Here is a 12,612-nt window from a genome sequence, read left to right as displayed (position 1 = left end):
ATAATGCAACAATTGACTGCGGGTGCAAATTTGGTACTGGCACAACCTCAGTGTCAGATTAAAATCAAAACTGCATTACCTGCACATATTGATTTAGATGTAAGTGCATATTTACTCAATGCCCAAAACAAAGTTCGTGGTGATGCGGACATGATTTTTTATGGACAGAAACACACTCTAAACCGTAGTGTTGAGTTAATTGAGGCAAATGGTAAAACGCCTTATTTGGCGCAATTCAATTTAAATACCCAATTGCTGGATCTGGAACGGAATAAGATCGCTTTGTGTGCCACCATTGATGGACAGAGTGCAATCAATGCGATTCAGAATATTGAGGTTGAGTTATGGCAAAATGGACAGTTAAGTGCTACGGCTATAGTCAATAGTGCTGAAAAGACTGAAAAAGCCCTCATTTTGGCAGAAGTATATCGTTATAAGGATCAATGGAAATTCCGCTTTGTCAATCAAGGCTTTAATGGTGGACTAAAACCATTGTCTGAATATTTTGGTATAGAAATTAGTGATGAGCAACCTATTCCAAATATAGAGATTGCACCTATTCAACCTAAGCCGTTAAATTTATCCAAAATTAGTTTGGACAAGGCTGGGCAGACACATCGTATTGATTTAACGAAAAAAGAAGCACAATTATTAACGGTTGAAGCCACATGGGTGGATAATGGTGATGACTGTGACAATAATGACGACTTGGATTTAAGGGTTGGTTTACTGATTTATGGTGAAAAAGAAATGCAATATATTTTTGCACCGCATCAGCAAGGATCATTAGATCATTTTCCATATATTCGACATTTGGGCGATGTCACATCGGCAACGATAAATCAGCCTGCTACTGAGCGAGTTGAAGTTAATATTGATATTGCCAAGAAAATAGGGCGTAAAGTGGGATTGGTATTTTCAGTATATTCTGCAATCTCAAATGGTGTAGTTTCTATTGCCTCATTACAACCTAGAATGAAGATGCAATATGGGGAACAAGTGGTGGAATGTATCTTCAATCCATCCGTTTCACCAGCCGCTAAAAGTCGATTTATTTACACCTATGTGATTGGTCTTGCAATCATTGATGAAACTGGTGTGACGTTACAATATTCTGGTATGACCTCAAGCCGTTTTAGTGAAAGCACACCACGTTTAATATGGAAAGATCATCAACTTAGTGTTAAGGTCGATGGTGAGCCATTTTTCAAATAATTTTTGTTTAACTTGAATAATTAATATTTACTTTGAGTTGAAACACTAATGTCAATCTAACAAAAAGGAGTCATCCAAACATGGCAATTAGCTTAAATAAAGGGGGAAATCTTTCCCTAAGTAAAACAGATCCAACTTTAGTTCGTATTTTAATTGGTTTGGGGTGGGACGAACGTGCAACTGATGGCGCATCTTTTGACTTGGATGCCAGTGCGTTTTTATTAACCGCCTCAGGCAAGGTGCGTGGCGACCATGATTTTATTTTCTACAACCAGTTAAAATCACAGGATGGCTCGGTTGAGCATACGGGTGACAACCGTTCAGGTCAGGGCGATGGTGATGATGAGTCTTTAGTGGTGGATTTATCTAAGGTTTCACCTGAAATTGAAAAGGTTGCCGTTACGGTCACCATTCATGATGCCCAAAGTCGTGGACAGAATTTTGGACAAATTGCCAACGCTTTTATCCGTGTCGTCAATCAGGATTCAGGTATAGAAATTGTGCGTTTTGATTTAGCAGAGGATTATTCAACCGAAACCGCCATGGTATTTGGTGAGGTCTATCGTCATAATGGCGAATGGAAATTTAGAGCAGTCGGTCAGGGCTATGCGGGCGGACTTGCTGCAATGTGTCAACAATATGGTATTCAAGTTGGCTAAAACCGATCTCTCAAAACAGACAAGATGTATGTTTTGAGATTTTTTTGAAAGGGTAACAATGAAACATTTTCGTTTCTCAATTATTTTTACCGTGATCTGTCTGGCATTATCTGCATGGTGGGGCTTCAGTCATGGACCAGAGGCAGGCGTGCAGGCAATGCTTCGTGTATTGCTGATCACTGCAATTCTGGCGGTGATGGAAGTGTCGCTATCTTTTGATAATGCCGTGGTCAACGCATCAATATTGCGTCACTGGGACGAATTCTGGAAAAAAATCTTTTTAACTGTCGGGATTCTAATTGCCGTTTTTGGTATGCGCCTGATTTTCCCAATTGTCATTGTAGCTGTAACTGCAGATATGGGAATGGTTGAAGTTGTCAGGATGGCACTCAACGATCCAGTTCAGTATTCTGAAAAGTTATTGGCACATCACGCGGAAATTGCTGCCTTTGGGGGCATGTTCCTACTTTTGGTTTTCCTTAACTTCCTGTTTGATGATGGTAAGGACACGCATTGGTTTCATTGGCTGGAATCACGTTTAGCAAATTTAGCGAATGTTCCTGCCATGTCAGTTTTCGTTGCAATGATCGCCCTTCTCATTATGGTGGGTTTTGTTGCGCCAGAGACGAAATTGGTGGTGGCGATTGCAGGCATCTGGGGTATTGTGGTTTATGTGGGTGTTCAGGCACTGGGTCATTTACTTGAAAGCAGCCAGTCAGAAGATGAAGAAAGCGAAGCTTCAGAAAGCGTTACCAAAGGTGCATCAAGCACAATTGTGAAAGCAGGTATTGGGGGTTTCCTTTATCTGGAAGTGCTGGATGCATCATTCAGTTTTGATGGTGTGATTGGTGCTTTTGCAATTACAACTGATGTTGTTGTGATTATGCTTGGTCTTGCGATTGGTGCAATGTTTGTACGTTCCATGACCATTTATCTGGTGGAAAAAGGCACATTGGAAGCATTTATTTATCTGGAGCATGGTGCAATGTATGCAATTGGAATGCTGGCAGCAATTATGCTATACACAGGTACAGGTGGGCATGTGCCAGAAGTGGTAACAGGCCTGATTGGGGTGGCGTTCATTATATGGGCGATTTTCTCATCAATCGCCTATGAAAAACGACAATCACAATCTTGATAAAATCCAGGGATATAACAAAACTGTTATATCCATAAAATATAATTTAGCAATGAGATAAGGAGAATAACTCATGGCAATTAGCTTAACCAAAGGTGGCAATGTTAGCTTGACCAAAGAAGCGCCGGGAATCACTAAAACAACAGTCGGTTTAGGCTGGAACCCTCGTGTGACAGATGGTCAGGCTTTTGACCTTGATGCGATTGCATTCCTTGTTGGAGAAAACGGTAAAGTACGTGCAGACAATGACTTTATTTTCTTCAATAATTTGACTTCATCTGATGGTTCAGTCAAACACAATGGTGACAACCGCACAGGTGAAGGTGCTGGCGATGATGAAACTTTAAGCGTTGATTTAAGCAAAGTTCCTGCTGATGTGAGCAAAGTGATTTTTGCAGTGACGATTTATGATGGTCAGACACGCAACCAAAACTTTGGTCAGGTTGGTAATGCTTATATCCGTGTGATCAATGACGCAGGCGGTAGCGAAATTGCACGTTATGACTTATCGGAAGACAGCAGCACAGAAACGGCAATGATCTTTGGTGAGCTGTATAAAAATGGCAGCGAATGGAAATTCCGTGCTATTGGTCAAGGCTTTGCAGGCGGTTTAGGGCCTTTGGCAGCCTCTTATGGTGTAGCGGTTTAAGTAAGCAAACAAGCTTGGGAAAAATAGTGTTTAGGCACTATTTTTCTTCACTTGAAGAAATAATGATAAAATAGGCTATTAAAAGAAATGTTGAATTTAATTCGTGGACAAAAAATAAAATTAAATGATGTTTTACAGGGGCAAAACGCTTTTTATATCCAGATTCAATATCAAGCCAATTTTACCCTCGACTTGGCGAGCTTTGGACTGGATGCACAATATAAATTAAGTGATGAACGTTATATGACGTTTTATAATCAGCCTAAAACACCATGCCAAGCCGTTCAGTTACTCGATAATCAGCCACAACAGAGTCGTTTCTTGGTCAATCTTGATCAGTTACCAAACACAATCCAATATCTCGTTTTAACTGCTGCGATTGATGGTCAGGCAGTGATGTCACAGTTGCAACATGCCACGATTCAAATTTTAAATTTACAATTACAGCCGATTGCTGAATTGAAATTAGAGGGGCAGCTCTTTGCTCAGGAACGAGCCACGATGTTGGTTGAAATTTATCGTAAAGATAATATTTGGCGTTTGGCTGCCATTGGGCAAGGATTCAATGCAGGTTTGGCGGCATTGATTCAACATTTTGGTGGTGAAGTTGCAGAGGAATCAGCTCCAGCGCCAATATCACAAACACAAGCTTCCCTAAATGTGATACCTGTAGCATCAAGACTTGATTTAAAGAAAAAACTTTCGCTGGAAAAAGCCGAAAAAACAGGTAATGCCTCAATTGTTGACCTGACCAAAAAATCCTTGGTTCAATTAGAAAAGAAAAATTTATTGGGTGTGACAGCACGAGTGGCGTTGGTACTCGATGCATCAGGTTCGATGGATGGACAATATCGCCGTGGTGATGTACAAAAAGTGGTGAATCGTTTAATGCCACTGGCAATTCATTTTGATGATGATGGCAGTTTTGAATGTTGGGCATTTGCACAAAAAACCACACAACTGGATGATGTCACCCTAAATAATGTTAATGACTTTATCAACACCACCCAGCGTGGCTGGAAAAACTGGCAGGTCGGTGCCCGTTATAATGAGGAAATTCCTGCCATTGAGGCCGTCATTGACTATTATCAAAGATTTAAGGATAAAACTCCGACTTATGTATTATTTATTTCTGATGGTGGCGTGGGAAATCGCAGACAAATGCAAAAAGTACTGACCAAAGCCGCAGAATTGCCTATATTTTGGCAGTTTGTGGGAGTGGATGGGCGTGACTACGGAGCTTTGGAAAAACTGGATGAAATGTCTGGACGTATTGTGGACAACTGCAATTTCTTTAGTCTGGATCGAATTGAAAGTGTTTCTGACGAGCGTTTATATGAATTGTTATTGGAAGAATTTCCCGATTGGCTCAAAGTAGCTCAGCAAAAAAATATTGTTCAGAACTGAAGGAATAGAGAAATGGCACAATTTAGTCTGGTTGGTTCACCTGAACCATTTTTACATGTATCTATGCGCCGTGGCGATAAAATTTACTGTGAAAGTAATGCGATGGTCATGATGGAAGCTCCTTTAGAGCTGAAAGGACGTTTACAAGGTGGCTTAATGCAGTCATTGTTGCGCCGTTTTGCCAATGAAGAATCTTTATTTCAACAACATATCGAAGCAGTACGTGGTGATGGGGATTGTTTACTTTCTGCTGCACTGGATGGAGATATGCAGATTTTAGATGTAGGTGCAACCCAGTACATTTTAAGTGATGGGGCATTTGTCGCAGCACATGATTCCGTGGAAATCAAGGCACGTTTAAACAGCAGTATTGGCGGCGCCTTTTTCGGAAACACGGGTGGATTTCTTGTCATGGAAACCAGCGGACACGGGCAGGTGGTGGTTGCGGGTTGCGGTACATTGTTTGAACTGGAAGTGGAACCAAATAAAGAGGTTGTGATTGATAATGGACATGTGGTGTGTTGGGACTCACGCTTAAATTATAACTTATCTGTTTCAACCTCACAAAGTAGTGGTCTGTTGGGAAACCTGATGAATAGCGTCATGAGTGGCGAGGGAATGGTGTTACGTTTTTCAGGTAAGGGAAAAGTCATTATCTGTTCACGTAATCGTCAGAACTTTCTGGCATGGTTACAAAGCAAGCTAGGCCCATCACGTTCAGGTCAGTAATTTTTTATAATGAATGATAAATCATTGAAAACGTTTATTTCACAAAGAGGAGAAAACAATGGCGATTAATCTGGAAAAAGGTCAGAAAATTAATCTTGAAAAAGCAGATGGAAGCAGCTTACAACAAATTTTTCTGGGTGTAGGCTGGGATGTTGCCAAAAGCAAGGGTTTATTTGGCTTTGGTGGTGGCAGTGGAGATATTGATTTAGATGCGTCCGTCATTCTGTTTGATGAAAATAAACAGGTTGTAGATGTGGTTTATTTTGGGCAGTTACGCAGTAAGGATGGCAGTATCGTACACTCAGGTGATAACCTGACTGGTGCAGGCGATGGTGATGATGAACTGATTCGTGTGAATTTGAATCAAGTGCCAAGCCATGTCAAGTCATTGGCCTTTACTGTCAGTAGCTTCCGTGGACAGACTTTTGAAAAAGTTGAAAATGCGTTCTGCCGTCTGGTTGATCAAAACAGTAATCAGGTGATCGCGAGTTATAAACTGTCTTCGCAAGGTGCACATACTGGCCTGATTATTGCCAAAATTTACCGCCATAATGGCGCCTGGAAAATGCATGCGATTGGTGAAAATGTGCATGGTCGTACTTTCCAGGATATTGTTCCGCATGTGTTACCGTATGTTTAATAATTAAGCAGCCCACTTTTCCGAGTCATAATCTGGAAAAGTGGGTTTGATTTAATCCATGAGCATATAGGCGTGTAACACTTCACGCATATATTGTGGAATTGCTCTACTTTTTCGACTTTCTCTGTCTACAAATACATGGACAAAATGCCCTTGAGCAGCAGCTTCGTACTGACCTTGTTTAAAGATCGCCAGTTCATATCTAAGTGATGAATTTCCAATTTTGCCAATCGCTACACCAACTTCAATGATTTCTGGAAACGACAGTTCCTGTTGGAAGCTACAAGCTGAATCAACCACTAAGCCAATAACTTCACTGTTGTGAATGTCAAATCCTGTTTTTTGAATCAGTAATGAATTAGCTGCGGTATCAAAATAACTATAGTAGGTCACATTGTTCACATGACCATAAATATCGTTATCGGCCCAACGGGTTTGGATTGGAAAAAAGAATTTAAATTGTTCGCGTCGTTTTAAAGTCGGTTTGCTCATGCATAAATCGCCTGATAAATCTGTAATGCGTCTTGCTCGGTCATTTCCCTTGGATTGTTCTGCAACAATCTGGTTTGTAGCATGGCATCTTTTGCTAACTGAGGTAATTTCGCCTCAGGAATGTCTAAATCTTTTAATTTCAATGTTAACCCACTCTGGTCCAAATGATTCTGCATATGATCAATAAATAGATCACATAAACCATCTGTGCAACCTGTACTACGTGGATCTAACAGTTGCATAAGCTCTGCATAGTGATGCTTGGCTTTGGGTGCATTAAACTTAAGCACTTCAATTAAAACTAAGGCATTGGTATGTCCGTGTGAAAGATGGAAATGTCCGCCCAATGGATAGGCGAGAGCATGGACCGCCGCGACTGGGGCATTAGCAAATGCTTGACCAGCAAGCATTGAGCCGACCAACATATTTTGGCGAGCTTCTAAATCAGCACCATTTTTCAATACTTTAGCTAAATTATGATTTAATAATTTCAGTGCATTTTGGGCTAACATATCTGCATAGAAGTTTTTTTTAAAATTTGAAGTATAGGCTTCAATTGCATGTACCATCGCGTCAATACCTGTTGCAGCCGTGATGTGAGCAGGCAGACCATGTGTAAAAGTTGCATCTAAAATGGCCACATCGGCATATAAAATTGGTGCTACCACACCCATTTTAGTGGTTGCACCTGTTGTGACAATTGAGATTGGTGTGACTTCTGAACCTGTTCCCGCTGTTGTTGGAATAAGAATGAGTGGCAAACGAGGGGATTTGGCTTGGTTTACACCATAGATTTCACTCAATTTTTGCTGTTGTTTAGGGTGTGCGAGCAAGGCAATGATTTTAGCCACATCCATGGAACTACCACCACCAAAACCGATGATCACATCAATTTGCTCTTGTGTCGCAAAATCAACAGCTTCTAAAACAATATGTTCAGGTGGGTCGGCCTGAATATCGGAATAAATGATAGTCTCAAGACCTATCTGATCCAGAATGTCTAGAATGGGTAAATGAAGCTGGTGCTGAATCATGCCAGCATCAGTGACCAGAAGCGCTTTTCGATAATCATGTTGTGACAAGATGGTTCTAAGTTCCTGTATTGAACCTAAACCTGCAATAATGTTGGGAACGGTCTGGAACTGAAACTGGTTCATACGTACATCCTTATTTCTATCTTTTGACAAATCATCGTCCATACCTGACCTATGTCGCAATCATAGACAAAATGCCAACAAATTCTAATAAATACAACATTTTTATATAAGGCAACTATAGGTTTCACTGCCCAAATAAATTACCATAAGATGTTCTAAAAAGTGTAGTTTTGAGGTGATTATGCCATCCCCAATACCGTACAAGGTATTATGTGTCTGTTTAGGAAATATATGCCGTTCACCCACAGCGGAAGCAATTCTCAGACATTATTGTGATGCGCATGGTTTAAATGTATCTGTCGATTCGGCGGGTACGAGCAATTACCACCCAAACAAGGCACCTGATGCGCGAAGCCAGAAACATGCGCTACAGCGTGGCTATGATTTATCGGGCTTACGTGCCAGACAAATTCGTCTTGAGGATTTTATTGAGTTTGATCTGATTCTGGCGATGGACCATGAGAATTTTGACGATATTCAGTCCCTCATGTCGAAAGCGGTACGCCAGTTTGGTGCGGAACAGATCCGCGCCAAAATCGCATTGATGAGTGAGCATGATCCTCATTTTAACCAGCAGGCAGTGCCTGACCCTTACTATGGTGGATCGGATGGATTTGATCGAGTACTTGATCAATGTGAATCTAGCAGCCAAGCATGGGTTAACGTTTTTAAAAAGCAAATGAAAGTAGGGTAATAGGATTTAATTTAATATGCAGGTACAAGCACAAGTTCAGCTTAAAAACTTAAATACATTAAATTTGAGTGCTATTGCTTCGCATTATGTTCAAATCAATCATCCTGATGATGTGATCGAGGCATTAAACTTTGCTGAGCAACACAATTTGAATGCTTTGATTTTATCTGGTGGAAGTAATGTGTTATTACCCCAACAGATTCAAGCTTTGGTGTTGCATTTAAATATACAAGGGATAAATGTTCTCGCTGAAGATGAAAATACCATCACAGTAAAAGTGGGTGCTGGGCAAGTATGGCATGACTTTGTGTTGTACAGCACTCAACAACAATGGTTTGGTTTGCAAAACCTCGCACTCATTCCCGGCTTAGTGGGTGCATCACCTGTGCAGAATATTGGTGCCTATGGTGTTGAAGTTGGCGAGTTTATCGATTCTGTTCAAGTCTATGATCGTCAACTAAAAGTATTTGATTCTATTTCAGGTTTAGACTGTCACTTTGCTTATCGCCATAGTATTTTCAAAGATTATCCAAACCGCTACATCATCGTCAGTGTTACTTTCAAACTATTAAAAAAAGCTGATTTGAAGTTGAGTTATGGTGATCTTAAACAAGCTGTTGGAGAGGAATTCACCGCTGAAAATTTACAAAATCAGGTGATTCATATTCGTCAAAGTAAATTGCCCGATCCAAAAGAATTTCCAAATGTTGGAAGCTTTTTTAAGAATCCAATCTTGACTGAAGCTGAATTTGGCAAAATTGCTCAACATTTTCCAAATATTCCCCATTATCCTCAAGCACATAGCAATGTTAAAGTTGCAGCGGGTTGGTTGATTGATCAAGCAGGTTGGAAAGGTAAACAACTTGGTTCTGTTGGAATGTTTGATAAACAGGCATTGGTGTTAGTGAATTATGCAGATGCGACATTAGCTGATGTTAAAAATACCTATCAAACTGTACAAAGTGATGTAAAACAGAAATTTAATATTCAATTAGAACCTGAACCAGTGTTGTATAGTGAGCAAGGCTTAATCCAAGCGCATCATGTATAAGGAATTTTATGGGTAAAGTACATTGGATGATTGGCTTAGTACGAATCATAACTATATTTTTCGTGCTATTAGGCTGCTCTGTACTTTTTTTATATTCGCCATTTTATTCGCAATTGGTTGTAAAGGGGCTAAACCGATTTGTACCTGTTGATGTGAATGAAGTTGCTGCACAAAGTCAGAAACCAGCTGCATTAAGCGAGCATGAAACTTTGGAGCCGGGGTCTAATTTGTGGATTGCGCGCCAAGCTTATCTCAAGTTAATGGAAAAAACATTTCGGTCTGAAAAACCTGAAGATTTAAGATTAATTCAAGCACGTTATAAATTATTACAACAACTGATGACCGAAGAGCAAGAACGTGAAAATGTAGAAGAAAACCAGCAGACCAATATTCCATTAATGGCGGAGAAATCAGAACAGGAACAAGAGAGTTCTGCTGTAGCAGCAAGTACGCCAATGGATTTTTTACACTGGAATACGCCTGATAATCAGGCTTTAATGGGAAAATATATTGCTTTTTTAGAAACATATCCTATTGAGTTACCTGTTTATTCAGATGAAAAAGACGAGACAAATAAAGATTTAGTCGATCTGAAGAAGAACAAGGATGGAATGAACGAGTCGCAAGGATTGTCTCAGCCATATGCAATTGTTGTTTTAGGCGGTGGCTTGACACTTGGTGCAAATGGTAAAGATATTGTTGTAAATAACTATACACGTCTTCGATTGGAAAAAACTTTGCAAGTCGAAAAGCAATATCCTCTTCCTATTGTTTTAAGTGGTGTTGAAGCACCTTATATGCAAGCTTGGCTTAAAGAACGAGGTATAGAAGCGAAGCTTCTAGAAAATAGAAGTATGAATACCTGTGAAAACTCCAGATTTAGTTCATTATTACTGCAAAAGAAAGGTGGCGCACCGACAGTCATTCTCATCACAGATGAATATCATATGCCACGAACAAGACGTTTATTTGCACTCAATGGAATTGAAACTGTTCCTGTGATCGCACCGATGCCAACAACATTGACAGACTGGCGACCAAGTGAACAAAACTATGATCACAGTCGTCGTGCTAACTATGAATTGCTAGCAACGATTCGTGATACGCTTTTTGGCTCAAGTCATTGTCGAGAGATACCATAATATGTCCAATATTCCATTTTTAAATCCGACAATACTTAAACAATTGGATTTACCTATCCCCAATAGAGAAACAACGCCTCAGCTTTTAGAGCCGCTTGATTTATCAAAAATAATAGAACCTTCAAAAGCACTACAAGCCTATAGAAAGCTTTATGGTTTAGATTTACTTGAATGCGAACACTGGCAAGGCTATGTTGAAATGCCATTATTTCGTTTACATGTACAAGTATTTCAACCTCAACGCGAAAAGATTTTAGGTACGGTATGCTTATTACATGGATACTTAGAACATAGTGGTATTTATCAACCCATTATAAAAGAAATTCTTGATCAAGGATTCAGTGTTATTACATACGATTTGCCCGGTCATGGATTAAGTAATGGTTCACCAGCAAGTATTCAGAATTTTGACCATTACCAGCAAGTATTGCATGCAGTTTATGATGTTGTTCGTAGTGCTAAACAACTACCAAAACCATGGTTAGGAATAGGGCAAAGTACTGGTGGTGCGATTTGGATGCATCATTTACTTGAATTTGCTGAGCGTAGAGAAGATCCGATCGTTAATCGAGTGTTGCTCTTATCGCCATTGATTCGACCTGCAAAAACAGCTTGGTGGCATAATTCTGTTGGCTTAGGAATTATTCGTCGTATAAAGAGCCAAGTACCACGACATTTCCGTCGTAATAATCATAATCCTGAGTTTTTAAGATTTATTCGCCTAACTGATCCGTTACAGCCTCGAATGATGGGGATGGATTGGATTTTAGCAATGTCCAAATGGATGTTAGAAATGGAACATCGACCTGCATGTCGTATTCCTGTATGGCTTGCTCAAGGTGCACTCGATCAAACGGTAGATTGGCGTTATAACATTGAATATATTCGCCGAAAATTTAGATTACAGACCTTGTTGATGTTGGAAGAGGGTTCACATCAATTGATTAATGAGCGTGCAGATATTCGAGCTGCTTTGACTGGATTGATTCCTGCATTTTTACATGCAAAACCAAATCACCACTATTACTAGTGGTGATTTTTTATAGCTTAATCATTACTCGAATTAGAATGTATTAGCATCTGCCAATTTCCACATTCTATGTTTCCTTGGAATCAAATGACGAATGGTGGTAGTCCATTTGTGATGGTTGTTTGCATCACTTAAAATTTATGTTTATCGCAAGGCAATACATCTTGTTGTGAATGATAGCTGTTGATCTATGTAAAAGGCGCGTGAATTGTTTCAATCTTTAAGTATCCAAACCCGATTGGGTGGTTTCTACCTATTCTACTATTCCATAGTGGGTACATTCATGCCTTATTGGAACTTGTATCTACAAGATCAAGGTTTTAATTATCAAGAAATTGGTATTTTGTCTTCAATTGCGATTATTACTCGTTTTTTTGCACCGCTGATTTGGGGCTGGATTGCTGATAAGTCAGGCAAACGAATGTTGCTAGTGCGTATTGCAACATGGATGGAAGCCTGCATCTGGTTTGCCATCTTTGTCATCCCGAATAGCTTTCAATCTGTTGCACTACTTATGCTGATCTTTAGTTTCTTAGAGATGGATCCGTAAATTTGAACAACTCCTATAAGTGATATTCTGCTCCTCAAATGATGTTATAAACATCAATA

General features: G+C 39.8%; 13 protein-coding genes and 1 pseudogene. 12 read left to right on the top strand and 2 right to left on the bottom strand.

Annotation, left to right across the window (positions count from 1 at the left end; all coding sequences use genetic code 11):
* The first annotated feature begins 3 nt into the window (after window positions 1-3).
* The 7 genes from CDG59_RS15715 to CDG59_RS13695 all read left to right on the top strand — a co-directional run bounded on the left by CDG59_RS15715 (window position 4) and on the right by CDG59_RS13695 (window position 6,437).
* Entirely contained in the window at window positions 4-1,215 is a 1,212-nt protein-coding gene (locus CDG59_RS15715; protein WP_005160462.1) for a TerD family protein, read from the top strand.
* An 80-nt stretch (window positions 1,216-1,295) separates the two neighbouring features.
* A complete protein-coding gene (locus tag CDG59_RS13720) occupies window positions 1,296-1,874 on the top strand; it encodes a TerD family protein (protein WP_005160461.1) in 579 nt (192 codons plus the stop codon).
* A 58-nt stretch (window positions 1,875-1,932) separates the two neighbouring features.
* Complete coding sequence (locus CDG59_RS13715) at window positions 1,933-3,012, top strand: DUF475 domain-containing protein (protein WP_005160459.1); 1,080 nt, start codon at window positions 1,933-1,935, stop codon at window positions 3,010-3,012.
* A 73-nt stretch (window positions 3,013-3,085) separates the two neighbouring features.
* Window positions 3,086-3,661 carry a TerD family protein gene (locus CDG59_RS13710; protein WP_004682404.1) on the top strand — a complete coding sequence of 192 codons (576 nt, stop codon included), beginning with the start codon at window positions 3,086-3,088 and terminating at the stop codon, window positions 3,659-3,661.
* Window positions 3,662-3,748: 87 nt separating this feature from the next.
* The gene (locus CDG59_RS13705) at window positions 3,749-5,068 is read left to right on the top strand and encodes a VWA domain-containing protein (protein ID WP_087545806.1); all 1,320 of its coding nucleotides are present in this window, start codon (window positions 3,749-3,751) and stop codon (window positions 5,066-5,068) included.
* Window positions 5,069-5,080: 12 nt separating this feature from the next.
* Window positions 5,081-5,797, top strand: coding sequence for a TIGR00266 family protein (locus CDG59_RS13700; protein ID WP_004682400.1), 717 nt, complete (start codon window positions 5,081-5,083; stop codon window positions 5,795-5,797).
* A gap of 58 nt (window positions 5,798-5,855) precedes the next feature.
* Entirely contained in the window at window positions 5,856-6,437 is a 582-nt protein-coding gene (locus CDG59_RS13695) for a TerD family protein (protein ID WP_005160453.1), read from the top strand.
* Between the two features lie 51 nt (window positions 6,438-6,488).
* On the opposite strand, the gene CDG59_RS13690 is transcribed toward CDG59_RS13695, so the two are convergent.
* Window positions 6,489-6,929, bottom strand: a complete 441-nt coding sequence (locus tag CDG59_RS13690) for an acyl-CoA thioesterase (RefSeq protein ID WP_087545805.1) — start codon at window positions 6,927-6,929, stop codon at window positions 6,489-6,491.
* The gene (locus tag CDG59_RS13685) at window positions 6,926-8,086 is read right to left on the bottom strand and encodes an iron-containing alcohol dehydrogenase (RefSeq protein WP_087545803.1); all 1,161 of its coding nucleotides are present in this window, start codon (window positions 8,084-8,086) and stop codon (window positions 6,926-6,928) included. The genes CDG59_RS13690 and CDG59_RS13685 overlap by 4 nt, the downstream gene beginning before the upstream one ends.
* Window positions 8,087-8,267: 181 nt before the next feature.
* Between CDG59_RS13685 and CDG59_RS13680 the strand changes: the two genes are divergently transcribed.
* The 5 genes and pseudogenes from CDG59_RS13680 to CDG59_RS13660 form a co-directional block, all read left to right on the top strand.
* Entirely contained in the window at window positions 8,268-8,780 is a 513-nt protein-coding gene (locus CDG59_RS13680; RefSeq protein WP_087545801.1) for a low molecular weight protein-tyrosine-phosphatase, read from the top strand.
* Between the two features lie 16 nt (window positions 8,781-8,796).
* Complete coding sequence (murB, locus tag CDG59_RS13675) at window positions 8,797-9,831, top strand: UDP-N-acetylmuramate dehydrogenase (protein ID WP_087545799.1); 1,035 nt, start codon at window positions 8,797-8,799, stop codon at window positions 9,829-9,831.
* An 8-nt stretch (window positions 9,832-9,839) separates the two neighbouring features.
* Window positions 9,840-10,973, top strand: a complete 1,134-nt coding sequence (locus CDG59_RS13670) for a YdcF family protein (RefSeq protein WP_087545797.1) — start codon at window positions 9,840-9,842, stop codon at window positions 10,971-10,973.
* 1 nt (window position 10,974) lies between these two features.
* The gene (locus CDG59_RS13665) at window positions 10,975-12,003 is read left to right on the top strand and encodes an alpha/beta hydrolase (protein ID WP_005160442.1); all 1,029 of its coding nucleotides are present in this window, start codon (window positions 10,975-10,977) and stop codon (window positions 12,001-12,003) included.
* A 208-nt stretch (window positions 12,004-12,211) separates the two neighbouring features.
* Window positions 12,212-12,541: pseudogene (locus CDG59_RS13660) on the top strand (MFS transporter); the annotation flags it as partial.
* Window positions 12,542-12,612 lie beyond the last annotated feature (71 nt).

Origin of the sequence: Acinetobacter sp. WCHA29, assembly GCF_002165335.1 — a bacterium.
Taxonomy (GTDB): Bacteria; Pseudomonadota; Gammaproteobacteria; order Pseudomonadales; family Moraxellaceae; genus Acinetobacter.
Note: the sequence above shows the minus strand (reverse complement) of the source record. Positions and strands in the feature narration are given on the sequence as shown.

Bases quoted from the DNA above. Each gene is read 5' to 3' on its own strand.
- CDG59_RS15715 (WP_005160462.1), top strand. From the start codon at position 4: ATGCAACAATTGACTGCGGGTGCAAATTTGGTACTGGCACAACCTCAG.
- CDG59_RS13720 (WP_005160461.1), top strand. From the start codon at position 1,296: ATGGCAATTAGCTTAAATAAAGGGGGAAATCTTTCCCTAAGTAAAACA.
- CDG59_RS13715 (WP_005160459.1), top strand. From the start codon at position 1,933: ATGAAACATTTTCGTTTCTCAATTATTTTTACCGTGATCTGTCTGGCA.
- CDG59_RS13710 (WP_004682404.1), top strand. From the start codon at position 3,086: ATGGCAATTAGCTTAACCAAAGGTGGCAATGTTAGCTTGACCAAAGAA.
- CDG59_RS13705 (WP_087545806.1), top strand. From the start codon at position 3,749: ATGTTGAATTTAATTCGTGGACAAAAAATAAAATTAAATGATGTTTTA.
- CDG59_RS13700 (WP_004682400.1), top strand. From the start codon at position 5,081: ATGGCACAATTTAGTCTGGTTGGTTCACCTGAACCATTTTTACATGTA.
- CDG59_RS13695 (WP_005160453.1), top strand. From the start codon at position 5,856: ATGGCGATTAATCTGGAAAAAGGTCAGAAAATTAATCTTGAAAAAGCA.
- CDG59_RS13690 (WP_087545805.1), bottom strand. From the start codon at position 6,929: ATGAGCAAACCGACTTTAAAACGACGCGAACAATTTAAATTCTTTTTT.
- CDG59_RS13685 (WP_087545803.1), bottom strand. From the start codon at position 8,086: ATGAACCAGTTTCAGTTCCAGACCGTTCCCAACATTATTGCAGGTTTA.
- CDG59_RS13680 (WP_087545801.1), top strand. From the start codon at position 8,268: ATGCCATCCCCAATACCGTACAAGGTATTATGTGTCTGTTTAGGAAAT.
- murB (WP_087545799.1), top strand. From the start codon at position 8,797: ATGCAGGTACAAGCACAAGTTCAGCTTAAAAACTTAAATACATTAAAT.
- CDG59_RS13670 (WP_087545797.1), top strand. From the start codon at position 9,840: ATGGGTAAAGTACATTGGATGATTGGCTTAGTACGAATCATAACTATA.
- CDG59_RS13665 (WP_005160442.1), top strand. From the start codon at position 10,975: ATGTCCAATATTCCATTTTTAAATCCGACAATACTTAAACAATTGGAT.